General features: G+C 69.3%; 21 protein-coding genes. 2 read left to right on the plus strand and 19 right to left on the minus strand.

Annotated elements, in window-relative coordinates:
- Positions 1 to 105: 105 nt before the first annotated feature.
- From phnX to HPA02_RS05240, 11 genes are all read right to left on the minus strand, one after another.
- A complete protein-coding gene (gene phnX, locus HPA02_RS05190) occupies positions 106 to 924 on the minus strand; it encodes a phosphonoacetaldehyde hydrolase (protein WP_146802023.1) in 819 nt (272 codons plus the stop codon).
- 18 nt (positions 925 to 942) lie between these two features.
- A complete protein-coding gene (locus HPA02_RS05195; RefSeq protein ID WP_232340940.1) occupies positions 943 to 2,070 on the minus strand; it encodes a 2-aminoethylphosphonate--pyruvate transaminase in 1,128 nt (375 codons plus the stop codon).
- Positions 2,071 to 2,117: 47 nt separating this feature from the next.
- Positions 2,118 to 3,812 (minus strand): putative 2-aminoethylphosphonate ABC transporter permease subunit, encoded by a 1,695-nt coding sequence (locus tag HPA02_RS05200; protein WP_146802024.1) that lies wholly within the window; start codon positions 3,810 to 3,812, stop codon positions 2,118 to 2,120.
- A complete protein-coding gene (locus HPA02_RS05205) occupies positions 3,809 to 4,939 on the minus strand; it encodes a putative 2-aminoethylphosphonate ABC transporter ATP-binding protein (RefSeq protein WP_146802025.1) in 1,131 nt (376 codons plus the stop codon). The genes HPA02_RS05200 and HPA02_RS05205 overlap by 4 nt, the downstream gene beginning before the upstream one ends.
- Before the next feature lie 50 nt (positions 4,940 to 4,989).
- Entirely contained in the window at positions 4,990 to 6,021 is a 1,032-nt protein-coding gene (locus tag HPA02_RS05210) for a putative 2-aminoethylphosphonate ABC transporter substrate-binding protein (protein WP_146802026.1), read from the minus strand.
- A 190-nt stretch (positions 6,022 to 6,211) separates the two neighbouring features.
- Positions 6,212 to 6,925, minus strand: a complete 714-nt coding sequence (locus tag HPA02_RS05215; RefSeq protein WP_146802027.1) for a UTRA domain-containing protein — start codon at positions 6,923 to 6,925, stop codon at positions 6,212 to 6,214.
- Complete coding sequence (locus tag HPA02_RS05220) at positions 6,922 to 8,682, minus strand: GGDEF domain-containing protein (RefSeq protein WP_146802028.1); 1,761 nt, start codon at positions 8,680 to 8,682, stop codon at positions 6,922 to 6,924. The genes HPA02_RS05215 and HPA02_RS05220 overlap by 4 nt, the downstream gene beginning before the upstream one ends.
- 89 nt (positions 8,683 to 8,771) lie before the next feature.
- Positions 8,772 to 9,449 (minus strand): HAD family hydrolase, encoded by a 678-nt coding sequence (locus HPA02_RS05225; RefSeq protein WP_146802029.1) that lies wholly within the window; start codon positions 9,447 to 9,449, stop codon positions 8,772 to 8,774.
- 132 nt (positions 9,450 to 9,581) lie between these two features.
- Positions 9,582 to 10,688: a GGDEF domain-containing protein gene (locus HPA02_RS05230; protein ID WP_232340941.1), complete on the minus strand. Its 1,107-nt coding sequence runs from the start codon at positions 10,686 to 10,688 to the stop codon at positions 9,582 to 9,584.
- Between the two features lie 510 nt (positions 10,689 to 11,198).
- Positions 11,199 to 11,957, minus strand: a complete 759-nt coding sequence (gene loiP / locus HPA02_RS05235) for a metalloprotease LoiP (protein WP_146802030.1) — start codon at positions 11,955 to 11,957, stop codon at positions 11,199 to 11,201.
- A gap of 211 nt (positions 11,958 to 12,168) precedes the next feature.
- Positions 12,169 to 12,588: a SpoIIAA family protein gene (locus HPA02_RS05240; RefSeq protein WP_146802031.1), complete on the minus strand. Its 420-nt coding sequence runs from the start codon at positions 12,586 to 12,588 to the stop codon at positions 12,169 to 12,171.
- Positions 12,589 to 12,732: 144 nt separating this feature from the next.
- On the opposite strand from HPA02_RS05240, the gene HPA02_RS05245 reads away from it, so the two are divergent.
- Positions 12,733 to 13,914: a glycosyltransferase gene (locus HPA02_RS05245; RefSeq protein ID WP_146802032.1), complete on the plus strand. Its 1,182-nt coding sequence runs from the start codon at positions 12,733 to 12,735 to the stop codon at positions 13,912 to 13,914.
- On the opposite strand, the gene HPA02_RS05250 is transcribed toward HPA02_RS05245, so the two are convergent.
- From HPA02_RS05250 to HPA02_RS05280, 7 genes are all read right to left on the minus strand, one after another.
- Entirely contained in the window at positions 13,911 to 15,104 is a 1,194-nt protein-coding gene (locus HPA02_RS05250) for a PqqD family peptide modification chaperone (protein ID WP_146802033.1), read from the minus strand. The genes HPA02_RS05245 and HPA02_RS05250 overlap by 4 nt on opposite strands.
- On the minus strand, positions 15,104 to 15,481 hold the full coding sequence (locus HPA02_RS18195; RefSeq protein ID WP_186809931.1) for a hypothetical protein: 378 nt from the start codon (positions 15,479 to 15,481) through the stop codon (positions 15,104 to 15,106). Before HPA02_RS18195 ends, HPA02_RS05250 begins: the two co-directional genes overlap by 1 nt.
- A gap of 124 nt (positions 15,482 to 15,605) precedes the next feature.
- Positions 15,606 to 17,054, minus strand: a complete 1,449-nt coding sequence (locus HPA02_RS05260; RefSeq protein WP_146802034.1) for an ABC transporter ATP-binding protein — start codon at positions 17,052 to 17,054, stop codon at positions 15,606 to 15,608.
- Entirely contained in the window at positions 17,051 to 17,881 is an 831-nt protein-coding gene (locus tag HPA02_RS05265; protein ID WP_146802035.1) for an ABC transporter permease, read from the minus strand. The genes HPA02_RS05260 and HPA02_RS05265 overlap by 4 nt, the downstream gene beginning before the upstream one ends.
- Positions 17,878 to 18,873 (minus strand): ABC transporter permease, encoded by a 996-nt coding sequence (locus HPA02_RS05270; protein WP_244945864.1) that lies wholly within the window; start codon positions 18,871 to 18,873, stop codon positions 17,878 to 17,880. The genes HPA02_RS05265 and HPA02_RS05270 overlap by 4 nt, the downstream gene beginning before the upstream one ends.
- Positions 18,861 to 20,399 (minus strand): ABC transporter substrate-binding protein, encoded by a 1,539-nt coding sequence (locus HPA02_RS05275; protein ID WP_146802036.1) that lies wholly within the window; start codon positions 20,397 to 20,399, stop codon positions 18,861 to 18,863. The genes HPA02_RS05270 and HPA02_RS05275 overlap by 13 nt, the downstream gene beginning before the upstream one ends.
- Before the next feature lie 209 nt (positions 20,400 to 20,608).
- Entirely contained in the window at positions 20,609 to 21,127 is a 519-nt protein-coding gene (locus HPA02_RS05280) for a retropepsin-like aspartic protease family protein (RefSeq protein ID WP_146802037.1), read from the minus strand.
- Between the two features lie 73 nt (positions 21,128 to 21,200).
- On the opposite strand from HPA02_RS05280, the gene HPA02_RS05285 reads away from it, so the two are divergent.
- Positions 21,201 to 21,815, plus strand: a complete 615-nt coding sequence (locus tag HPA02_RS05285) for a flavin reductase family protein (RefSeq protein ID WP_146802038.1) — start codon at positions 21,201 to 21,203, stop codon at positions 21,813 to 21,815.
- A 9-nt stretch (positions 21,816 to 21,824) separates the two neighbouring features.
- On the opposite strand, the gene HPA02_RS05290 is transcribed toward HPA02_RS05285, so the two are convergent.
- Complete coding sequence (locus HPA02_RS05290) at positions 21,825 to 23,186, minus strand: MFS transporter (RefSeq protein WP_146802039.1); 1,362 nt, start codon at positions 23,184 to 23,186, stop codon at positions 21,825 to 21,827.
- Between the last annotated feature and the right edge of the window lie 158 nt (positions 23,187 to 23,344).

The raw sequence follows: 23,344 nt of genomic DNA on the forward strand, positions 1-23,344 counted from the left end.
ACACGCTCCTCGCGATAGGGGCCACGCCGGAGCGACGCCGGAGTGGCAGGGATCCGCCCCCCTTGCCCCGAGGGCGAGGCAAGGGGGTACCGCTCAAGTCCCGCGTCAGGGGCGCTCGCCCCGCGCCAGGCGGGCATCGATCTCGGCCACCACCGCCGGCAGCTCGGCGATGGTATCGATCATGAAGTGCGGCCGGGCGGGGGCGAACTGTGCCTCGATGCGCCCGCGACGCTCGGCCAGCTCGGCGTCATCCAGGTCGCGATAGGCGGCGTAGTCGAGCCCCAGGGCGTTGCCCGAGCAGGTCAGTGCCACCGTCCACATGCCGGCACTGCGCCCCTCGAGAATGCCCGGCGCGGTGTCGTCCACCTTGACGCAGGCGGCCACGTCGCTCACGCCCAGGGCGATCACGTTGGCCAGCGCCTGGGCCGGATGCGGGCGGCCGTTGGGCACCTCGTCGGTGGCGACGACATGATCGGCCACATAGCCGTTGGCCCGGGCCCGGGCCACCACCTGCTCCATCACCACGGCGGGATAACCGGAGCAGGAGCCGATCGTCAGGCCCCGCTCGCGCAGCGCGGCGATGGCCTCGAGCGCCCCGGGGATCAGCGCCGAGTGCTCGCCGATCTTGGCGATCTGCAGCGGCATGAAACGCTCGTAGAGGGCCGTGACGTCCTCATCGCTGGGGGCATGCCCCACCGCCGCCTCGAAGCGCGCGGCGATGGCCGGGACGTCGCAGAGGGTGCGGATATGGTCCCACTTGCCCATGCCCATGGGCCCGCGGGCCTCTTCCAGGCTGAGGTCGACGCCCAGCTCGGCGAAGGCCTCGACGAAGATCTGGGTGGGGGCGAAGGAGCCGAAGTCCACCACGGTGCCGGCCCAGTCGAGGATGGCGCATTGCAAGCGGTCGGGGGATTGATAGTGCATCGGGATCTCTCCGGTGAGTCAGGCGGCGGGACGGCAGTCGTCCACGCCCAGGGTGGCCAGGGCGGCGTCCACGGCCTCCAGCAGTCGAGCGATCACGGCGACATCGAGGCGGCCGATGCTGCCGATGCGGAAGCTCTCCACCTCGGTGAGCTTGCCGGGGTAGATGATGAAGCCGCGAGCCTTGAGCTCGGCGTAGAAGCGCGGGAAGTCGAAGCCGGGATGGGCGGGGCTGAGGAAGGTGGTGATGATCGGCGACAGCCAGCGATCCTCCAGCAGGGTCGCGAAGCCCCGTCGGCGCATGCCCGCCACCAGGGCATCGCGATTGGCGGTATAGCGGGCCAGGCGTCCGGCCACCCCGCCCTCGGCATCGTGCTCGTCGAGGGCCTGGCGGAAGGCCGCCACCACATGGGTGGGTGGCGTATAGCGCCACTGGCCGGTGCGCTCCAGGTAGCGCCATTGATCGTGTAGGTCGAGGGAGAGCGAGTGACAGCGCCCCGAGGCGGCCGCCAGGGCGTCGCGACGGGCGATCACGAAGCCGAAGCCGGGCACGCCCTCGAAGCACTTGTTGGCCGACGAGACCAGCGCCAGGAAGGGGGTGCGCCGGGCGTCCACCGGCACGGCGCCGAAGGCACTCATGGAATCGACGATCAGCTCGCGTCCCTCGGCGGCCACCGCCTCGGCGATGGCCGCCAGGGGGTTGAGGATGCCGGAGCTGGTCTCGCAGTGGATCACCGCCACATAGCCGATGGCGGGATTGGCCTTCAGCCGCTCGGCGACCGCTCGGGGGCTGGGCGGGGCGGTATCGCCGCTGTCGAGCACCTCGAAGGGGCGCCCCATGCGCTCGAGCAGGGCGGCCAGGCGTTTGCCGTAGGCGCCGTTGCTCAGCACCAGGGTGGTGCGCGCCGGGTCGATCAGGGTGCCGAGTGCCGCCTCCACGGCGAAGGTGCCGCTGCCCTGCAGCGGCACGCAGGCATGGCTGTCCCGGGCATTGGCGTGGGCCAGCAGGCGCCGGCAGATCTCGGCGGTCATGGCATTGAAGTCGCTGTCCCAGGAGCCCCAGTCGCGGCGCATGGCGGCCTTGACGGTGGCGCTGGTGGTCAGCGGCCCCGGGGTCAGCAGGTAGGGGTCGGTCATGGCATCAAGCATTGGTCTATACCAGTGGATCTGATGAAAATTTTTTGGAGGTGGCGGGCCTAGCCCGCCTGGCGCCACGCCTGGGCGCGAGTCAACAGCAGATGGCTGAGTGCCGCATGGGCGAGCTTGACCGCCAGGGAGGTGAAGAAGATCAGCACCGCCATGGCCGCCGCGCTGGCGAAATAGCCGGCCTCGTCCAGGTGCATCACCGCCACCGAGGCCAAGCGGGTGTCGCTGGTGTAGAGGAAAACCACCGCCGACACCGTGGTCATGGCGTTGACGAAGAGGTACACCGAGATATCCAGCACCGCCGGCAGCGAGACCGGCAGGGTCACGCGGCGGAAGGTCACCCAGAAGGGCACCTTGAGGGAGGCGCCGACCGCCTCGAACTCCGGGTCGAGCTGCTTGAGGGCGGTCACCGAGGTGAGGTGGCAGACGGTGTAGAAGTGCACCAGGGTGTTGAGCACCAGGATCGCCAGGGTGCCGTAGAGCCAGTTCAGGGGGTTGCCGGCCTGGTTGAAGAAGAAGATATAGGCCAGGCCCAGCACCATACCCGGCACCGCCATGGGCAGCATGGCCAGGAAGTGCAGCCCCTGACGCAGCACCCGGTAGCCGTCGCTCTTCTCGATCAGCCAGGCATTGAAGAAGATCACCAGGGTGCCGATCAGCGCCACCGAGAAGGCCAGCTTCAGGGAGTTGAACCAGGATGCCCAGCCGCCCCCGGCCAGCATCTCGAAGGCGTAGTGCTCGAGGGTCAGCGACAGGTTGTAGGGCCAGAACTGCACCAGGGAGGCGTAGATGGCGGTGCCGATCACCAGCAGGATGGCCGCCCCCACGGCGTAGCAGAGCCCCGCGAAGGCCCAGTCGCGCAGTGGGCTCGGCGTGGGCCGCCAGGGCACCGCCCGGGCGGAGAGCTGAGCCACCTGACGGCGCTGGATCCAGCGATCCACCACGAAGGAGGCCAGGGCCGGCAGCAGTAGGATCACGCTGACCACGGCGCCCATCTGGAAGTTCTGCTGTCCCACCACCTGACGGTAGACGTCGGTGGCCAGCACGCTGAACTGGCCGCCAATGATCTTGGGCACGCCGAAGTCGGTGATCGCCAGGGTAAAGACCACGAAGGCGCAGGAGATCAGCCCATAACGGGCCCCGGGCAGGGTGATGGTCAGAAAGCTGCGCCACTTGGGGGTGCCCAGCGCCTCGGCGGCCTCGTAGAGGCGGGCGTCGCTGGTGGAGAGCGCCGTGGTCAGGATCATCAGCGCATGGGGGAAGATCCAGAAGCACATGCCCAGCACGATGCCGATGGGGCCGTAGATGCTCTGTCCCATCAGTACCTCGCGGAACCAGCCCTGGTTGCCGAACAGATAGACCAGGCTGATGGCCGGCAGCAGCGAGGGCGCCAGGATCGGCAGCACGGCCAGCATGCGGAACAGCCGCTTGCCGGGCATGCAGGTGCGGGTGATGCCGTAGGCGCAGAGGAAGGCCAGGCCCACCACCAGGGCGGTGCTGGTCAAGGCCACCGTCAGGGAGTTGACGATGGAGCCCACCAGGGCCGGCGTCTGCACATAGCGAGCGAAGTTGGCCAGGCCGACGAAATCGCCGGCGCGATCCTGGAGGCTCTTGACCAGCATGCTGGCCAGCGGGAAGAGCAGGCCCACCACCAGCAGGGCCAGGGCCGCCAGCAGCACCAGCAGGCGCACCAGCGCCTCGCCGGAGAGCCACCGCGCCCCGTGCATCACAAACGCCCCCCTCATGCCCGCGCCTCCCGGCCCGGATAGAGGCGCAGCGCCTCGCTGGGCAGCAGGACCCCCAGACTCGCACCGGGCGCCAGGCCCAGGGCCTCGGCGTCGCGCACGGCGATATCCGCGACCAGCGCCTGGCCGGTCTCCGTCAGGGTCAGGCCGACGCGCAGGAAGGCGCCCAGGAACTCGACATGCTCGACCCGGGCCGACAGCCCCTCGTTCGCGGCACACAACTTGACCGCCTCGGGGCGGATGGCCAAACGGGCGCGGCTATCGCCGGCGCAGTCATGGGCCGGGCAATCCAGGCGACGCCGGCCCAGGCGCAGGGCGTGAGCGCCGTCGGGACGCACCTCGAGGAAGTTCATGCTGCCGATGAACTCCGCCACGAAGGCGCTGGCCGGTCGGCGGTAGATCTCGGCCGGGGTCCCCACCTGCTCGATGGTGCCGTGATTCATCACCACGATGCGGTCGGCCATGGCCAGGGCCTCCTCCTGATCGTGGGTGACCATGATGGTGGTCACCCCCAGGCGCGCCTGCAGGGCCTTGATCTGGCCGCGCAGGTGCACCCGCACCCGGGCATCCAGGGCCGAGAGCGGCTCATCGAGCAACAGCAGGCCCGGCTCGGTGGCCAGGGCGCGAGCCAGGGCGACCCGCTGCTGCTGGCCGCCGGAGAGCGCCGCCGGGTACTTGGCCTCGCTGCCGGCCAGGTCCACCAGGGCCAGCAGCTCGGCGACCCGCGCGCGGATCCAGGCACGGTCATCGCGGCGGTTGCGCAACCCGTAGGCCACGTTGTCGAACACCGTCAGGTTGGGGAAGAGCGCATAGGACTGGAAGACGATGCCGAAATCCCGGGCCTGGGGCGGCAGCCGCGAGATATCGCGGCCGCGCTGGATGATGCGCCCGGCACTCTGGGGCGCCAGGCCGGCGATGGCCCGCAGCAGGGTGGTCTTGCCGCAGCCGGAGGGGCCCAGGAAGCAGACGAATTCGCCCTCGCGGATGGCCAGATCGATCTCGCGCAGGGCGGTGAATTGGCCGAAACGCTTGGTCAGGCCACTGATCTCGAGATGCAGCCCCGCCTCGGCCACGGTGGCCCGGTCGGTGCCGGCCGCGGGAGACAGGGGAGCGGTCAGGGTAGGCATGGGATAACTCCTGGCCCCGGCGCCGAACGCCGGGGCGTTGACGACGGGACTTACTGGCTGTCGGACTTGCCGTCGTAGCGGCGCTGCCACTCCTCGAGCAGGCGGTCACGATGATTGGCCGCCCAGGCGAAGTCGGCGTCGATCATGCGCTCGGCGATATCCTCGGGGTAGTTGTCGATGGGCTGGGCCACGCCGGGGTAGGCGACGACCGCATAGCCCTCGTTGTAGAGCGCATTGGCCTCTCGAGAGACGGCCCAGTCGAGCAGGGTCTCGGCGGCCTCGCGGTTATCGCCACCCTCGATGATGGCCGCCGCCTCCATGTCCCAACCCAGCCCCTCCTCGGGGAAGATCACCTCGACGGGGGCGCCCTGGGACTTGAGCCGCGCGCCGCGGAAGGCGAAGGAGACCCCGACCACCGCCTCGCCGGAGGCGGCCAGGTTGCAGGGCGCCGAGCCGGAGTGGGTGTAGCGGGCGATGTTGTCGTGGAGGCGATCCATGTAGTCCCAGGCCCCCTCCTCGCCCCACAGCTGCATCCAGCTGGCCACGTCCAGATAGCCGGTGCCGGAGGAGCTGGGATTGGGCATGATCACCTGGCCCTGGTATTCGGGACGGGTCAGGTCCTCCCAGGAGGTGGGCATGGGCACGCCCTGGCGCTCGCCCTCGATGGTGTTGTAGCAGATGGCCGCCACCCAGGCGTCCATGCCGACCCAGGCCGGATCCTGGCCGTCGCGGGCCGCCGGATCGACGAACTTGGGATCCAGCGCCTCGACACCCTCGGGGGCATAACGGGCGAGCATCCCCTCCTCTTCCAGCACCAGCAGGCTGGTGGCGGCCAGGCCCCAGACCACGTCGGCCTGGGGGTTGTCCTTCTCGGCCAGCAGGCGCGCGGTGATCACCCCGGTGGAATCGCGCACCCAGTTGATCTCGATCTCCGGGTGCGCCTCGTTGAAGCGCTCGGCGTACTTCTGGAGATCGTCGGACTCCACGGCGGTGTAGACGGTCAGCTCGGTGGTGGCCTGGGCAGCGGTGGTCATGGCCAGGGCGACGGCGCCGCCGAGCAGGGAACGGGTAAAGGGTGACATGGTGGCTCTCCGGGTCGGGTGAGTAACAACGACTGCTGATCTGGTATAGACCAGGAGTCTGACGACCTCGGATGACAAGCCGGTGACGATTAGTTGAAGGCTGGATGAAGCGGGAAGCAAGAAGCCAGAAGGAAGCGAGGGCCCGCCCCCGCGGCCATCGGTGGCTCAGGCGGGCCGGCGACTCGCCTTCCTATGCCTTGCCGTCCAGCTCCACGGTGATGCACAGGGCGTCGTGTAGCCAGTGCTCCTCGTCGTACTCCACCGGGCGACGGCGTTCATCGAAGATGGTGCGGCGCACGCTGAGCCCGGCGGTGCCGGCGGCCACCCCCAGCTCGGCGGCCTCGCGCTCCGGCAGGGCCTCGGAGTAGAGGCGCAGGGAGCGGTGGGTCAGGCTCAGGCCCCAGCGGCTGCGCAGCTGGCCCCACAGGGAGTGGGAGGCGTAGTCGCCCTCCAGCAAGCCCGGGGCGCGCTCCGGCACCACCCATAGCGACTCCGCCAGCACGGCGCGATCGTCGACGAAGCGGCGCCGGCGAATATGACAGAACGGCTGGTCGGCGGGCAGGCCCAGGGCCTCGGCGGCGGTGGGATAGGGGCGCGTATCGGTCAGCAGCACCTCGGTACGCGGGCGGCGCCCCTGGGCACGCACATAGTCGTTGAAGCCGGCGTCCCGGGTCGGGTCATAGTCGAGGCGCGCCGGCGAGACGAACCAGCCGCGGCGATTGCTGCGGTGGATGCGCCCCTCGCCCTCCAGTTGGGCCAGGGCCTGGCGCAGGGTGACCCGGGTGGTCCGGAAACGCTCCGCCAGGGTGCGTTCCGCGGGCAGGCGGCCCTCCTCGCAGGCATGGGGATCGCTCAACAGCTCGCGCAGGCGATCGGTGAGACGCAGATAGTAGGCATCGCTCATGCCAGGCTCCCTGTCGGACGCGGGTGATGGCGGCGGTCGACGAAGAGGCTGTTGCCGGGGCGACGCTTGGCCTGGGCCTTGAGCTCGGAGAGCTCGGCGGCCAGTTGGGGCGGCGCCAGCGCCTCTCCTGCCGCCACCGGCCGCGCCGCCAACGACAGGCTGACCAGCGGATGGAAGACCGACTCGCCTCGACGATTCTCGCACACCAGGCCGCCGGCGGCGCGATGCTCGGGGCGATAGAAATCGGGCACCAGGGCGGCGAAATCGGCGAGGATCGCCTCGCAGGTGGCCCGCCAGTCGTCGCCCCCCAGCAGCAGCATGAAATCGTCGCCGCCCACATGGCCGAGAAAATCGTCGGCATCGCTCAGGCGCGCCAGCAGCAGCCGCGACAACGCCAGGATCATCCGGTCTCCCTCGGCGTAGCCATAACCGTCGTTGTAGGCCTTGAAGTTGTCCAGATCGGCGAAGACCGCCACCAGGGCCTGCCCCTGGCTCAAGCGCTCGGTGAGGGTCTCCTGGATCAGGATATTGCCGGGCAGGCCGGTCAGGGGATTGGCGTTGCGCGCCTGGCGCACCTGGATGGCGGTGATCTCCCGCAGCAGGTCGATGATATTGCCCATGCCCCGGTAGCGGCCCTCGCCGTCGACGATCACGAAGTCCTCCTGCTGCAGGCCGCGGACATCGGTGATGCGCTGACTCAGCGATTCCAGAGGCGTCTCCTGGGTCACGCCGAGCCACTGGCGGTCGGCGATCTCGCCCACCTTGCTGCGGGAGTGCAGGGCATGGCTATAGGGGTTGGTGAAGAGGGTCAGGAACTCGTGACGGCGCACTACCGCCACCGGCCGGCCCTCCTCCACCACCGGCACGCAGCGCAGCGCCGGCTGGGCGCGAAAGCGCTCGGCCAGGGTCAGCACCGGCAGCGACGGGGCGACCGGCGCGATGTGTTCGACGATGGCGCTGGCGCGGCGCCGCGGCGAACGGGCCGGCAAGCCATGGCTAGGCAGCAGCGGCGATACCCGGCGGGGCGGCTCGGCACAGGGGCGGGCGAAATAGTAGCCCTGCAGCAGCACCAGGCCGCGATCCAGCTCCCACAGGCAGCGCTGCTCCTCGGCGGTCTCGACGCCCTCGGCGATCAGTTGGCAGCCCAGGCTGCGTGCCACGTCCAGCAGCGAGCGCAGGAACTCACGCTTGTCCGCCGAGGCATCGATGCCGGCCACGAAGTGGCGATCCAGCTTGACCATGTCCGGGCGCAACTCGGCCCAGTGACGCAGGCTGGAATGGCCCGCCCCCAGGTCGTCCAGGGCCACCCGGAAGCCCATCTCCCGATAGTGGTCCATGGCCTGGCGCATCGCCTGGTAGTCGGCGATGGGCAGGTGCTCGGTGAGCTCGATCACCACCCGCTCCGGCGCCAGGCCGGCCGCCTCCAGATAGGCCAGGGTCAGGCCCTCGCGGAAGTCGCGTTCCAGCAGCGTGGAGGGCATCACATTGAGAAACAGCTTGCCTTCCAGCCCCAGGGCCACGAAGCGTTCGATGGCCAGGCGCCGGCACAGCAGATCGAGCTCCACCAGGCGTCCGGCCTGCATGGCGACCTCGAAGAGCCGCTGGGGCGAATGCAGCGGCGACTGCTCCGGGCCGCGAATCAAGGCCTCGTAACCGTGGATACGGCGCCGCCCCATATCGACGATGGGCTGGAAGTAGGGGGTCAGTTGCTCCCCGGCGATGATCGCCTCCAGCAGGTGTCGCTCGCTCGATGTCATGCCCGAACTCGTTGCCATGGAAAACCACGAGGATGCGGCAAGGCGATGGCAAAACCATGACAATCAAGGTGTTGGCATGCGCTCACCGGCTAGCCGGTGAGCGCCATGGGGGTGCGCCAATCGAGCCGCGGCCAGCCCTCGGCGCGGGCCACCTCGGCCAGCACCGGGTCGGGGTTGACCGCCACGGGGCGATCCACTCGATTGAGTAGCGGCAGGTCGTTATGGGAGTCGGAATAGAAGCTGAGGTGGTTGGCGGGACGCCCCTGTTCCGCCAACCAGGCCTCCAGCCGGGTCACCTTGCCGCCGCGATAGGAGAGCACCCCACGAGTCGCCCCGGTATAGCGCTCGCCGTCCATCACCGGCTCCACGGCGATCACCTCGGCGATGCCGAGTGCCGCCGCCACCGGCGCCACCAGGTGCCGCGACGAGGCGGAGACCACCAGCAGACGGTCGCCCCGGGCGCGGTGCTCCGCCACCCGGGCGCGGCCCTGGGCGAACAGCCGGGGGGCGATACGCGCCTCGACGAAGGCTTCCACCTCGGCGCGCACCTCCGCCTCACGGCGCCCGGCCAGGGGCGACAAGGTCAGGGCCAGGTACTCCTCCAGGCGGAGGCGGCCGGCATGATAGGCGGCATGCATGGTCTGGGTGCGCATCAGGAACTCCCCCGGCGCGGCGATCCAGCCACGCTCGATCATCCAGGCGTTCCACAGCTCGCTGCAGTCGCCGTCCAGCAGGGTATCGTCGAGGTCGAAGAGGGCGAGGCGCATGGCATCCTCCAATGGCCCGGGTGTCAGTGGAGGCCGTAGCCTGCGCCAAGGGTGTGACAGCGGCGTGACGCCCCCCGTGTCCTTGTCCTTAGATGGGCGTCCGCTGGAACCGAAGCCGGGCGTGCCGACCATTTATCCGCTTTCCCCTCCCAGCCCTTCTCGCCATATCACCAGCCGGTTCCTGCCGTCACGCTTGCCGGCGTAGAGTGCCTGATCCGCTCGCGAGATCAGGGCCTCGAGATCCGCGCCTTCGTCGTCGGCGATCGCGATACCGATGGTGACACTCAAGCGCCGTTCGTCCATCCCTTCCTTTAATGGCAGCTCGGCGACCCTGGTCTTCAAGCGCTCGGCCACCCGTTGGGCGTCCCGCGGGCCGGTGTCAGGCAGGGCGACCACGAATTCCTCGCCACCGAAGCGGCCAATCACATCCGTGGGACGCAGAGAATGCGCACAGGCCTCCGCGATCCTGGTCAGCACCCAGTCCCCATGACCGTGCCCCCAGGTGTCGTTGATGCGCTTGAAATAGTCCACATCGATCATGAACAGCCCGAGCGGCCGCTTTTCCAGCCGCGAGCCCTGCAGCAGCGCCCTGGCCCGCTTCATGAAATGGCTGCGACTGTTTAACCCCGTCAGGGCATCCCGCTCGGCGACCATCCGCAATTGTTCTTCCAGCGATTTCCGATGCGCTATTTCCTTGAGCAGCTGGTGATTTTGATTGCGTTCGTCGTGGAGCAGCACGAATTGCTTTCTTTGCAGCCGCTCTAAGCGCAGCAGCGCAAAGAATCCCACCGCGTTGGCCATGATCAGCAGTAGTGACAAACGCAGTGCCTCTACCGGTGATATCTCGGAAAAAAGCACCGCGGCGACCAGGAACCCGGCACTCAAATAGAGGCTGGCGAACGTCACCACCGTCAGCAGGTTAGGGATCAGCAGATAGAACGCCATGATCGCCACGACCACCGCGGTCACCTGAGTGGAGAGGCTTTCAGGACGCAGGGGGACGATCAAGATGATGCCCGTCGCGAGGATCCATAGTGGCATGGCATGCAACCAGACTTTACTGGAATAGCTGCCCCAGCGAAAAATGGTAAAGGCTAGCATCAGGCAGAGACTGACCACCACGATACGCATGGCAATCAACAGGTAATACTCTTTCGTCAAGCCTAATAGGTAGTAGTCAGACACGGAAAACATGCCAAATATCAAGGCCGCCACCGTCAGCGAAAGGCAGGTTTCCATCCGTACCCTCGCCTTGATAAACCTACGATACCTTGACTCCCTACCCTCCTCGCTAAGCTGACCGGTCAGCCAGTGTACCTGGCATTGTGTTTTTTGTGATGACAAGGCCCCATGCTCCCTGTGTAAAGCGGTGACGTCTTTTAATATCTCGGCCAACCCAATGACTCCACGACAGCTTGGCCGAAGAGAGGCCTCTTGAAACATCGCCACCGATGCATTTTTTATAGAACCCACATTTTTTCACATCAACGTCATCACTTTTCACTCACGGTCTGCAGTGACAACACCGGGCACCTGCGGAGGACTTGGAAGCACACGACCGGCGTGATTGCCTTTTATGCTCATCACGCTGGAGTATTGGTCGCCCCCGTGTCGGCCCCCTCACACTAGCGTAATCGGCTTGGGGCTGCTATCACCCGGGTATCGGTCAATGCCGCCCGGCGCGGGGCGTCGGGTCTTGAAGGGAGAGGGGGATACCGGCGAGGCAGAGGATGCCTCGCCGGAGAGCGCTCAGCGCTCGGCGTTGAGGCGGGCGCGCATGTGCTCGGCGCGGTCACTCGATCCTGGATGGGAGGAGAGAATGGACCCCTCGCCACCATCGAGACTGGCGAGTTTCTCGAAGGCGGTGACGAGGCCCTCACGGGGAATGCCGCGTTCGCCCAGCAAGTCGAAGGAGAAGTTGTCGGCCGCCGTTTCCTGGCTCTGGGAGAACTGGGCGTTGATGAATTTCTCGCCCAGATCGCCCAACTGAGAATCGGTGAGCATGGCCACGGTGGCGTTACTGGAGGACGCCAGGGCACCGCGTGCCGCCGAGGCGGCATAGGCCGTCTGCATGGTCGTCTTGCTATGCCCCAGCGCCACGTGGCCCAGCTCGTGCCCTAGGACGCCTTCGACCTCGTTGTCGGTCATCATGTCCATCAGGCCGCTGTAGACGCGCACGCAGCCATTGGCCATGGCCCAGGCATTGGGCTCATCGATCAGGTAGACCTGGTAGTCGACCGGGACACCGTCGATCTGGTCGCCGAGGTTAGCGGCAATGGTTGCCAGGCGCTGGCCGTAGACCGAGTCGGGGCTGGCGATGGGCGCCTCGGCGTCCATCTGGGCACAGGCCTGATCCGACATGCTCCTGACTTCCTCGTCACTGAGGGTCGCGGCCTGAAGGGATGTCATGCCGGCCTGCAGCATGGCATCGGTAGACAGGGTTTCACAGCCGGCGAGTAGGGTAGTGCTGCACAGGGCAGCGGCGGTAAGAGTGGCACGTAAGCGCATGGCCATCGTCCTTGTTGATGATTGTCCATATCTCCCTGCCAGCCAGCACGGCTGGCTACGGCGATACCGTCTCCGGCACGGCCTGGCATAACGAAGGGGGCATCGAGAAGCCCCCTCCGAGGCCGGCGTGCCGAACGGGCCATAGGGTGCTGCAGGCGGACAGCAATCGCAATGCCCTAATTTAACTTATTGCAGATTATAGGGCTGGCCATCAGGCGCCATGATAGCCGTCTTCCTCGGGGTTCTCGTGGGCCCCCTTGGGCAGCTCGCCGACCCATGCCATGGCGGCGGCATAGTCGCGACCCGGGAAGGTGCGAATCTCCATGGCCTTGAAGAGGCGATCCTCGAGGTGGGCGATATGCTTGATCCACTCCTTGTCGGTGATCACGGCGGCACGGTGGTAGCGCTTGAGGTCACCGAGCTGGGTCAGGCCGTAGCCGATGTCCTTGAGCAGCGCGGTCAGGGTCATCCAGCGCATATCGTCGAGCTCGGCCAGCAGGCTGATCCTAGGGTGGTTGCGCTTGGCGGCCTCGATGGCGTCGATGGCCTGCTGCAGCTCCGAGGCGGTGACCACGCCGCCGATCTTGATGGCCACGACATGCTCCGCCGGATGGGACATGAACTCCAACATGAAGGCTCTCCTTGGATCACGGGAGGACGGGACGCCTCGCTCGCTTTCAGCATAGCGTGCCCCGGCGAAGCCACCGCCCTGTCACCGCCGCGTCATGGCACGGGGCGAGGATAACGCCTGCCCCTCTCGCCATGCAGGTCCGCCATGAAGCTGCTGATGCTCTCGGACGTCTACTTTCCCCGCGTCAACGGCGTTTCCACCTCCATCGACAGCTTCCGCGGCGCCCTGGAGCGCCAGGGCCATCGGGTCACGCTGATCTGCCCGGACTACCCGGTGGGCCAGGTGGACGAGCCGGGGGTCCGACGCATCGCCTCCCGCGGCGTCCCCGGCGACCCGGAGGATCGCCTGATGCGCTACCGGCGGGTGCTGGCCCTGGCCGAGTCCCTGGCCCTGGAGGGCTTCGACCTGATTCATGTGCATACGCCCTTCGTGGCCCACTATGCCGGCCTGGCCCTGGGCCGTCGCCTCGGGATTCCGGTGGTGGCCAGCTACCACACCCTCTTCGAGGAGTACCTGCACCACTATGTGCGCTGGCTGCCCCGCGCCTGGCTGCGCTTCGCCGCCCGGCGCCTCTCGGTGCGCCAATGTCGACAGCTGCGCGCCCTGGTGGCCCCCTCCCGGGCCATGGCCGGGGCGCTGGCCGACTATGGCGTCACCACGCCCCTGGCGGTGATTCCCACCGGCCTGGCCCTGGAACCCTTCACCCAGGCCGGACCGCCGGGCGACTTTCGCGCCCGCCATGGCCTGCCGCAGCGGGCGCGTCTGCTGCTCTTCGTGGGACGCACCGCACACGAGAAGAACATCGATTTCTTGATCGCGATGCTACCGAGGGTGCTGGCCACCCATCCCGAGACGCACCTGGTGATCACCGGCGAAGGTCCGGCCCGGGAGTCGCTGGCCCGCCAGGCCGAGGCACTGGGCGTGGCCCGGGCGGTACACTTCCTCGGCTACCTGGGCCGTCACGGTCCCCTGCAGGCCGCCTATCGCGCCGCCGATGCCTTCGTCTTCGCCTCGCGCACCGAGACCCAGGGACTGGTGCTGCTGGAGGCCCTGGCCCTGGGGACGCCGGTGGTCTCCACGGCGGTGATGGGCACCCGGGAGGTGCTGGTCGAGGGGGAAGGCTGCCTGATCGCCGAGGAGGACCTCGAGGATTTCGCCGCCAAGGTCAACCGCCTGCTGGCCGACCCGCGCCTGGCCGGCGAGCTATCGCGTCGCGGCCAGGCCCAGGCGCGACACTGGCACGAGGACGCCAAGGCCGCCGAGCTGGCGGCCTTCTATCGCCGTTATGCCGGCGGCTCGGCGCGTACCGAAACGAGCCTGAGCTAGGAGGCGTCGGCGAGGGGCTCGGCGGGGATCACCAGGCCGGCCTCGACCAGCCCCGCCAGCAGGGCGTGCAGGTCGCGGGCCAGCGTCGTGCGGGGGCGGTCGAAGTGCTCCGCCAGGCAGTCGGCGAGTGCGTCGAGGGAAAGCGCCTCCTCGGCCAGCAGCGCCCAGACGGCGTGGCCGCTGGCGTTGAGGCGATGGATGCCGCCGCTGGGGCCATGGATCAGGAAGAGCTCGTCGCCCAGTGGATAGGCATGGACCCGTGGCGCAGGGCGCCAACGGTGGCTCGGCACCAGGGGGCCCCCGCGGCTCGCGACCATCCGCCCCGCCTCACGCGCCGGGACCTCCACGCCGGCTCGCAGGACACGGGCCAGCTCGCGGGCCGCGGCCAGGGGCTCGGCATAACGCAGCAGCAGGCAGGGCAGGCGTTCCATCAGCGGCAGCAACCGGGGCATCAGGGCCGCGTCGTCGCGCTCGTCGGCAAAGTTCTGGCGCAGTAACTGGGCCAGCCCCTCCCCCGGGGAGAGCCGCACCACCTCGGCGGCAGCGAGGCCGGCGTCGCGCTCCAGCAGGACGATGGCCGCCAGCGGGCGGGTCTCGCCATGGGCAGCGAGACGAGAGGGCCGCAGGAAGCGATAGCGGCAGTCCCCGGGGCCGGCATGGCGATGGAAGTAGGCCAGCAGCTCCGGGGCCAGGCCCTCGGGTAGGGGCAGGCGCAGCCGCGGCGCGATGCCCAGCGCCATGCCCTCGCCGGTGGGCGTCAGGCCCAGGACATCGTCGCCGAAGAGCCGATACCCCGCCGCGGCGAAGGCCAGGCTCAGGGTGCTCTTGCCGGCCCGGTGGGCCTCGGGAAAGATCGCCAGCCGCCCATCGATCTCCACGCTGGCGCAGTGCAGGCCGAGCAGGTCCTGGTTGCGGTCGGCAGCCAGGACCTCGCCGGCCAGGTCGGCGATCAGACTGGAGGCCGCCGCCGTGGCCGTGGGCAGGTCGAGTCCCCCGGGCAGCGCCGGGGCGTACTGGCGATAACCGGCACCGCAACGATAGAGGCGAATGGCCGGGGCACCGCCTCGGGCCGGGCAGACGCTGGGGGTCCAGCCGGGCAGGGTCGCCACCAGCGTGCGGGTCACCTCGGGGGCATCCACCAGGCGCAGGCAGCGTCCCAGGCCGGGCAACGAGAGATCCAGGGCCGCCATTACCAGCGTTCCGGCGGGTCGAAGATCAGGTCCTCCACCAGCCGTACCGGGTCATCCCGGTAATCCTCGACCCGCCGATAGACATGCCGGTCATAGCGTTCGTGGCGGCCCCAGTAGCGACGATCCGTAGGGTGGCGGCGATGGCCGTGATAGCGACTGGGCCGACTGCGGCTGGGGCGCGAGTAGCTGGGACGGCTGCGACTGGGGCGCGAGCGGCGGTCACCATGCCCGTCCCAGGCCTGGGCCTGGGCCTGGCCGAGGCTGAACAGGGTCGGCGCCACATAGGCGCCGGCGAGTCCCAGGCCCAGGGAGGCCAGCAGCTTGCGGCGCTGGCGCTTGGCCGTATCGCCGGGAGTGGTGGGATCTGGGGCCGTCATAGGGGGGCGTCCTCCAAGGTTATCGAACATTGTTCAGATTAGCCCTGGCCCGCCCGGCCCCTCCAGCCGTTCGCCAGTGTTGTCGATTTGTTCCTCGCGCTGTTGCCTCCCGGCGACAAACCCACTAGACCGCCTGGGCGTCGAGGCTCTCGGGCGCGAGCACGGCCTCCCCCTGCCCCAGCACCAGGCGCCGGTCGCAGAGCCGTTCGATCAGCGCCGGGTCGTGGCTGACCAGCATCACCGCGCAGTGACGCTCCCGGGCCAGCTCCACCAGCAGCGCCAGGGTATCGCGCTGGGTGATGGGGTCGAGGCGCGAGGTGGGTTCGTCGGCGAACAGGAAACGCGGCTCCATCAGCAACACCCGCAGGATGGCGAAGCGCTGCAGCTCGCCGCCGGAGATCTCGCCGGGACGACGCGCCAATAGCTCCCGATCCAGCCCCAGCCGCGTCATCAGCGGGGCGATGGCGGTGCGATCCAGGCGGTGGCGGCGCACCAGGTCATCCAACAGTCGGGCCAGGGACCAGTGGGGTGAGAAGGCCGCTGGCGGGTCCTGGTAGAGCTTCTGGAAGGCCAAGCGGTGGCCCGCGGCGCGCTTGACCTCCCCCGCATCCGTCCCGGTCAGGCCCAGCAGCAGGTCGCCCAGGGTGCTCTTGCCGCAGCCCGAGGGCCCCACCACGCCGACGATCTCGCCGGGCCTCAGGCTCAGCGCCAGGTCGCGGAACAGCGCGCGGCCGCCACGCCATTTGGCTAGCCCCCGGGCCTCGACGACGGGCTCTCCACACGTGGCCGGGGGCGGCGGCGGGGCCGGCCAACGGCTCGGCTCCGCCTCCAGCAGGCGCTTGGCATAGTCGCTGCGCGGCGCGCTCAGCAGCCGCTCGGCGGGGCCTCGCTCCACCACCCGGCCCCGGCGCAGGAGGATCACCTCGCCGCCCAGGCGCCGGGCCACCTCGATATCGTGGGTGATGGTCAGCAGGGCCCCGCCCCGCTGCGGAGTGGCGGCCAGCAGCCGCACCACGGCATCGCGACGCGGCGCGTCGAGCCCCTTGGTGGGCTCATCGGCGATCACCAGGGGCGCGCCGCCGGCGCTGGCCGCGGCGAAGGCGACTCGCTGGGCCATGCCCCCGGAGAGTTCGCCGGGCAAGCTGCCCTCGGCGTCGGCCAGGCCCAGGCCCAGGCCGACCAGATCGCGCCGGGCCGCCTCCCGGGCCCGGCGGCGCCCCAGGCCGCGCAAGTATCGGTGACTCTCGGCCACCTGGGCGCCGGAGGCCATGGTCGGGTCCAGGGCGTGCCAGGGCTCCTGGGGCAGCAGTGCCAGGCGCCGCCCCCAGAGGGCGCGGCGCGTGGCGCCCTCGGCGGCGGCATAGGCCTGTCCCTCGATCGTCAGCTCGCCGCTGGCGGCGAGGCCGCTTGGCAGGGTGCCCATAATGGCCTGGGCGATCAGGCTCTTGCCGGAGCCGGTCTCGCCGAGCAGGGTCAGGCGACCGCCACGGGCCAGGGAGAAATCGACGGGGGCGATGCTCACGCCCTCGCCGTGGACGCCGAGGGCGTGCCCCTCTAGCAATATCTCGCTCATTTCGTCTCCTTTGCCGCCAGCAGATTCAGGCTCAGCACCAGCAGGCAGAGCGCCAGGATCGGCTGGGCCATGGCCCAGGGGGCCTCGTGGTAGTAAGGCAGCAGCTCGGTCATCATCAGCCCCAGCTCGGCGGTGGGCGGACGCAGGCCGACGCTGACGAAGCCCAGAGCGGCCATGGCCAGGATGGCGCTGGCGGCACCGAAGGCGGCCAGGGTCAATACCTGGGGAGCCAGCTCCGGCCACAGGTGGCGGCGGAACAGGTAGCCGGGGCCGAAGCCCAGCAGGCGGCTGGCCTCCAACTGGGGCGAGGCCACCAGCACCCGGGTGCGGGCGCGCACCACCCGGAAGTACTCGATCCACAGCACCAGGGCGATGCCCACGTAGAGGGCCCAGAAGTTACCGGGGGCGATGGCCGCCAGCAGCAGCACCAGCAAGAGCCCCGGCAGCGCCAGGCAGGCGTCGGCGAGGCCGCCCAGCACCCGGTCGCCCCAGCCGCCCCGCCAGCCGGCGATCACCCCCAGCAGGATCCCCGGCACGGCGGCGCTGACCACGCTGAGCAGCGCCATGTCCAGCGACAGGCGCAGGGCCGCGGCGGTACGCGCCAGCATATCGCGACCCAGATGATCGGTCCCCAGGGGTGCGGCCAGCGTCGGCGACTCGAGGATGCGGGTGAGCTGCTGGCGGGCCGGGTCGGCGTCATGCAGCCAGGGCGTCAGCCAGGCCACGGCCAGCAGCAGCCCCAGCAGGACGAGCCCCAGGCGCCGGCGTGTCGAGAGGCGGCGCCACCCATCGGCCGGGGCGGCGCCCAAGGCAAGGGAAAGCTTCATGGCTGACGCCTCCTGGGATCGAGCCCGTGGCAGAACAGGTCCACCCCGGTATTGAGGGCCACGAACAGCAGCCCCATCAGCAGGGCGGTGCCCTGAATCATCGGCAGGTCCCGGGCGACGATGGCATGCACCAGGGCATGGCCGATGCCGGGCCAGGCGAACAGGGTCTCCACCACCACCACGCCCTCGATCAGGGTGACGAACTGCACGCCCAGGTAGGCGACGATGGGCAGGGCGACATTGCGCAGGCCGTGGCGCAGGAAGCTGAGCCGCTCGCCCAACCCCTTGGTGCGCGAGAAGGCGTAATAGGCGGAGCCGGAGACCTCGACCATGGCATGGCGCGCCACCCGGCTGGAGACCGCGGCCAGCGCCAGGGCCAGGGTCAGCGCCGGCAGCACGAAGTGGGCACTCCGACCGTGACCGGCGGCGGGCAGCCAGCCCAGGCTCACCGAGAAGAGCAGGATCAGCAGCAACCCCAGGGCGAAGGGCGGCAGCGCCCGCAGTAGGCTGGCCACGGCCTCGCTGACCCGGTCCAGGGCACCGCCGGGGCGCAGCCCCGCCGCCAGGCCCAGCGGCGGGCCCAGCAGCAGCGAGAGCAGCAGTGCCACCGCGGCCAGGCCCAGGGAGTGGCCGAGCAGGTGTCCCAGCTCCTCGATCACCGGGGCACCGCTGACCAGGGAGCGCCCCAGGTCGAGGCGCAGCAGGTCTCCCAGCCAGCTCAGGTAAGCCAGCAGCGCCGGCTGATCCAGGGCCAGCTCGGTGCGCACCGCCTCGGCGGCGGCGCCGTCGACCATGTCATGACCGTAGCGGCCGGCGGCGATGCGGTAGGCCATGTCGCCGGGCAGGGTGCGGGTCAGCACGAAGGTCAGGGTGCCCACCAGCCAGGCCACCAGGCCGGCTTGCAGCAATCGCGGCAGCAGCACCCGACCCAGGCCAGCGCCCAGGGCCGGGAAGCGCCGAGAACCAAAGCGCCGGGCGTTTATTGCGTCCACGTGAGCGCCTCCAGGCGATAGCTGCGTTCCAGCGGATCGATGGAGAAGCCCTCCAGCTCGGCATTGACCGCGGCGGTCTGCTGATACCAGGCCACCGGAATCACCGGCATGGCCCGATTCAGCCGCGCGGCGACGCGGCCGGCCAACTCCTCACCCAGCTCGGGATCGGCGTCCTGGCGCAGGGTATCGAGCCAGGCGCTGACCTCGGCATCCGACCAGTGCATGGCGCCCCAGTCGCCGCCGGGCTGCGCCGGGTCGCCACCGAAGTCCTCCAGCACCGTGCCCAGGGGGTCGGGCACCAGGCCATAGTTGCGCGCCGCCAGGCCCAGCTCCAGGCTACCGTCCCGGTGCCCGGAGGGGATGGCGCTGGCGTTGCTCACCGCCACCTCCAGGTCGATGCCCAGCTCGCGCCACTGATCCTGCAGGGCGGTGGCCACCAGCGGCAGCTCGGGACGGTCGGCGAAGGTGGTCAGGGTCAGGCGGAAGGGGGTGCCGTCACGCTCGAGGACGCCCCGATCATTGGCCTGCCAGCCCAGGGCCTCGAGCGACGCCCGGGCCGAGGTCGGGTCGCCGCCGGCCTCGCCATCCAGCCCCAGGTGCCAGGGCCCCAGGCTCGCCGGAAAGAGCTCCGGGGCGGCGGCCTCGGGGTCGCGCAGCAGGCCGGCGGCGATGCCGCGGCGATCGATGGCCTGGCTCAGCGCGCGGCGCGCCGCTTCCTCGGCCAGGAAGGGGTGACCGGCATTGACCTTGAGCACGATGGTGCGCGGTAGCGGCTCGGCGTGCAGCGCCAGGCCCTCATCACGGGCCAGGCGGCCGCGGCTGGCGGGGTCCAGGGTAAAGACGATATCGGCGTCGCCGCTCTCGGCCATCAGGGCACGGGTCTCGCCACGCCCCACCGCCAGGTAGCTGACCGCCTCGATGGCCGGCGCCGCGTCCCAGTAGTCGGCGAAGCGCTCGGCACTGAGGCGCTGGGGCGGCGCCAGCTCGGTGAGACGATAGGGCCCGGTGGCGATCATCGCCTCCACCCGACCACCGTCGGCATAGGCGGCGGGGGCCAGGATCTGGGTGGTGGAGTGGGTGAGCAGCGCCGGCAGCGGCGCGAAGGGCGCCTCCAGGCTGATCACCACGGCATCGCCATCGACCTCGATGGCGGTGATCGGCGCCGAGTCGAGCATCCCCGGCTTGGCCCAGGCATGGCGCAGGCTGTCGGCCGCCGCCTCGGCGGTCAGCGGCGTGCCGTCATGGAAGACCACCCCATCGCGCAGCTCGAAGCGCCAGCTCAGGCCCGCCCCATCGACCACCCAGTCGCTGGCCAGCCCCGGGGTCAGGCGTCCCTCGGCGTCCACCTCGACCAGGGTCTCGGCGATGCCCATGCGGCCGAAGATATAACCGGAAGTGGCGGGGTCGCTGCCGGTGATTTCCCAGGGGGCGACCACCGCCAGGGGGCGCGACTCGGCCAGCAGCGGCGGGGAGATCAGGGTGGTGGCCAGGGCCAGGCCGGCGAGCAGGCGTCGTGGGGAAGGCATCAAACGGGGCTCCTTGGCAGGGGATTCGGCAGAATACGCCGCAAAAAGATACCTTATAACATAACGCAAAGATGCCGAGAACAGTTCTCGACTGGCCATCCGGCGAGATGACGCCCTTAAATATCGGAGTGTCGCGAGTCGTGAGGCAAAGAGTGGCTCGGCGAGAGAACGCCAGGACGTCGAAGGACGGCCCCGGGCACGCCGGTGATTCAGCGCCGGGGCGGCGAGAGGATCATCTCCTCGCCACGAATCTGGATATCGAAGTGGTTGAGGAAGCTCATGCCCAGCAGGGCCAGGTCGGGGCTCATGCCGGGATTGATGGCGCCGCGTACCTGGCGGGCGCTGAGCCCGCCCAGGGCCACCTCGTCGAGAGTGGTCAGGTAGCCCCGGCTGCGACCGCTGGCGGTCTGGAACCAGGCGGAGGCGCCCACCGCCAGCCCCAGGCGCTCGGCCAGCTCCTCGGACAGGGCCACGTAGCTGGCGCCGGTGTCGATCATGAACTCCACCGGCTCGCCATTGATGCGCCCGGTGGCCACGAAGTGGCCGCCGGCATTGCGCTTGAGGCGCACCGGCTCGCCGCCGTCGCTGACCTGCACCAGGTGGGTATTGGGATTGCGGCGCTCCTCCAGGTACAGATGAAACCACCAGCTCCCGCTGCCGATCAGCAGCGCCCAGAACAGCAGCATCATGCCCAGACCGAAGCGCCGGGCGGCCCTGTCGTCTCGCATTCGCCTCTCCTTGCTTCGGCGGAGGCCCCGCCCCATGCTGGGAGGGTTACCGACCCCGTACCGCGAGAATCCCATGAATTCCTCACCACTGCACGCCGAGCAGCTCTCCGCCGGCACCCTCTATCGCCTCTTCTCCGGCGCCGTCGCGCCACGCCCCATTGCCTGGGTGTCCAGCATCAATGCCCAGGGCCAGGCCAACCTGGCGCCCTTCTCCTTCTTCAACGTGGCCAGCGTCGATCCGCCGGTGCTGGCCTTCTCGCCGCTGCTCAATGGTCAGGGCGAAGCCAAGGACACCACCCGCAACCTGGCGGCCGGCGCCGAATGCATCATCCATATCGGTGGCGAGCCCCTGGCCGGGGCCCTCAATGCCACCAGCGCCCCACTGCACTATGGCGAAGACGAGTTCACCCACGCGGGGCTGACCAAGGCGCCCCTGGGGGAGCTGAAGGTGCCGCGCATCGCCGAGGCCCGCGTGGCCTTCGGCTGCCGGGTGCGCGAGGTAATTTCCTTCGGCGACCGGCCCCTGGCCGGCAACCTGGTGCTCGCCGAGGTGGTGGTGATCCACGCCGACGAACGAGTCTGGGATGGCCGCCATGTGCACCTGGAGGCATTGCAGCCCATCGGCCGCCTGGCCGGCTCCGATTTCGTACGCTGCAGCGACCGCTTTGCCCTGGAACGGCCCACCTGAGCCCCCGCCTTAGGGTGCCCGACCGTTATGCCAGGCCTCGGCGGCACGCTGGCCACGGGGCTGGTTGACGAACAGGCAGACCAGGATGGCGACGACAAACAGCGCCGCGCAGAGCAGGATGGAGGCCTGCAACCCTACCAGGGACTGCAGCAGGCCCAGGGCAATGATGCCGAAGACCCCGGCCAGCTTGTTGGCCAGGCCCCAGAAGCCGAAGAACTCCGCGGCCTTGGTGGTCGGCGAGAAGAGCCCCACCAGGGCGCGGCTGGCGGACTGGCTGGAGCCCAGGGAGAGGCCCGCCAGGCAGCCCACCACCAGGAAGAGGTGCTGGGCCTGCCAGTCGAGGCCGAGGCGGGCATTGAGCCAGGCGGTCAGCTCGGGGGTGGCCCAGATGGCGAGGATCGCCGCCACCCAGAGCCCCAGGGTGCCGAGGTAGGTCACCTTGGCGCCGATGCGGTCCTGGATGAAACCGAACCCCAGCGCCCCCGCCGCCGCGGTGATCTGCACGATAACGAACATCAGGTTGCGAATCTCGGCGTCCCAGCCGATCACCTGGGCGCCGTAGATAAAGGCGAAGGCGATGACGATATAGACGCCGGCCATGGAGAACAGCAGCGAGACCAGGAAGGTCGCCAGGTCGCGGAAGCGTCTCAGCTCATGCAGGGTGGTGGCGACCCTTGCCCGGGCGATGGCGGCGTAGCCCTGCCCCGACGGCAGGGCGCGAGCGCGCCCACGCTCCTTGAGCCATAGGAAGGTGGGAATCGCGGTGATCAGGAAGAAGCCGGCGGCGAAGGGCCCCACCCAGCGGATGCGCTCGAAGTTCTCGGCGGTGGCCTCGCCCAGCACCACCAGGGTGAAGCCGGCGGCGAAGAGCCCGCCCACATAGCCCAGCGCCCAGCCGAAGCCGGAGATCTTGCCCAGGTCCCGGGGCGGCCCCAGGTCGGGCAGGAAGGCGGCGATAAAGGACTCGCCCAGCGAGTAGGCGGTATTGGAGATCACGATCAGCGCGAAGCCCAGCCATACCTGGCCCGGCGCCACCCAGTAGAGCAGTGCCGTGGCCGCCACCGTGACCAGGTAACTGACGAAGAGGAAGCGCTTCTTGGCCGCCGCGAAGTCCATGATGGCGCCGCATACCGGGCCGCTGACCACCACCAGCAGGTAGCTCAGGGCCAGGGCCAGGCTCCACAGCAGGTTGGCGAAGCGGTAGTCGTCGCCGCGATCGCCGACGATCACGGTGGTGAAGAGCTCGCCGAAGACCACGGTGATGATCAGCAGGGTGTAGGCCTGGTTGGCGAAATCGAACATCGCCCAGCCGAGGATCTCGCGCCGGGGGGCACGCTGCCGGGGTGGGTCGTTGGCGGGCATGGGCTGCATGACGAGGGCTCCCTGGGACGAAGGCGGCACCCCATGTGCCGCGTTTGGGTCATGATACCTTCAGCGGCCGAAATCTCTCCTCCAGGGGGGGCGAAATCGCCGAGAAATTCCCTATAATGCGGGAGTCGAGTCGAGGCTCGCTCCGCCGAGCCGATCTT

The organism is Bisbaumannia pacifica (assembly GCF_007989625.1).
In the GTDB taxonomy this organism is placed as follows: Bacteria; Pseudomonadota; Gammaproteobacteria; order Pseudomonadales; family Halomonadaceae; genus Bisbaumannia; species Bisbaumannia pacifica.

Bases quoted from the DNA above. Each gene is read 5' to 3' on its own strand.
- HPA02_RS05285 (WP_146802038.1), top strand. From the start codon at position 21,201: ATGAATTCCTCACCACTGCACGCCGAGCAGCTCTCCGCCGGCACCCTC.
- HPA02_RS05275 (WP_146802036.1), bottom strand. From the start codon at position 20,399: ATGCCTTCCCCACGACGCCTGCTCGCCGGCCTGGCCCTGGCCACCACC.
- HPA02_RS05250 (WP_146802033.1), bottom strand. From the start codon at position 15,104: ATGGCGGCCCTGGATCTCTCGTTGCCCGGCCTGGGACGCTGCCTGCGC.
- loiP (WP_146802030.1), bottom strand. From the start codon at position 11,957: ATGCGCTTACGTGCCACTCTTACCGCCGCTGCCCTGTGCAGCACTACC.
- HPA02_RS05210 (WP_146802026.1), bottom strand. From the start codon at position 6,021: ATGTCACCCTTTACCCGTTCCCTGCTCGGCGGCGCCGTCGCCCTGGCC.
- HPA02_RS05240 (WP_146802031.1), bottom strand. From the start codon at position 12,588: ATGTTGGAGTTCATGTCCCATCCGGCGGAGCATGTCGTGGCCATCAAG.
- HPA02_RS05200 (WP_146802024.1), bottom strand. From the start codon at position 3,812: ATGAGGGGGGCGTTTGTGATGCACGGGGCGCGGTGGCTCTCCGGCGAG.
- HPA02_RS05245 (WP_146802032.1), top strand. From the start codon at position 12,733: ATGAAGCTGCTGATGCTCTCGGACGTCTACTTTCCCCGCGTCAACGGC.
- HPA02_RS05260 (WP_146802034.1), bottom strand. From the start codon at position 17,054: ATGAGCGAGATATTGCTAGAGGGGCACGCCCTCGGCGTCCACGGCGAG.
- HPA02_RS05280 (WP_146802037.1), bottom strand. From the start codon at position 21,127: ATGCGAGACGACAGGGCCGCCCGGCGCTTCGGTCTGGGCATGATGCTG.
- HPA02_RS05215 (WP_146802027.1), bottom strand. From the start codon at position 6,925: ATGAGCGATGCCTACTATCTGCGTCTCACCGATCGCCTGCGCGAGCTG.
- HPA02_RS05220 (WP_146802028.1), bottom strand. From the start codon at position 8,682: ATGACATCGAGCGAGCGACACCTGCTGGAGGCGATCATCGCCGGGGAG.
- HPA02_RS05230 (WP_232340941.1), bottom strand. From the start codon at position 10,688: ATGGAAACCTGCCTTTCGCTGACGGTGGCGGCCTTGATATTTGGCATG.
- phnX (WP_146802023.1), bottom strand. From the start codon at position 924: ATGCACTATCAATCCCCCGACCGCTTGCAATGCGCCATCCTCGACTGG.
- HPA02_RS18195 (WP_186809931.1), bottom strand. From the start codon at position 15,481: ATGACGGCCCCAGATCCCACCACTCCCGGCGATACGGCCAAGCGCCAG.
- HPA02_RS05265 (WP_146802035.1), bottom strand. From the start codon at position 17,881: ATGAAGCTTTCCCTTGCCTTGGGCGCCGCCCCGGCCGATGGGTGGCGC.
- HPA02_RS05290 (WP_146802039.1), bottom strand. From the start codon at position 23,186: ATGCAGCCCATGCCCGCCAACGACCCACCCCGGCAGCGTGCCCCCCGG.
- HPA02_RS05195 (WP_232340940.1), bottom strand. From the start codon at position 2,070: ATGCTTGATGCCATGACCGACCCCTACCTGCTGACCCCGGGGCCGCTG.
- HPA02_RS05205 (WP_146802025.1), bottom strand. From the start codon at position 4,939: ATGCCTACCCTGACCGCTCCCCTGTCTCCCGCGGCCGGCACCGACCGG.
- HPA02_RS05225 (WP_146802029.1), bottom strand. From the start codon at position 9,449: ATGCGCCTCGCCCTCTTCGACCTCGACGATACCCTGCTGGACGGCGAC.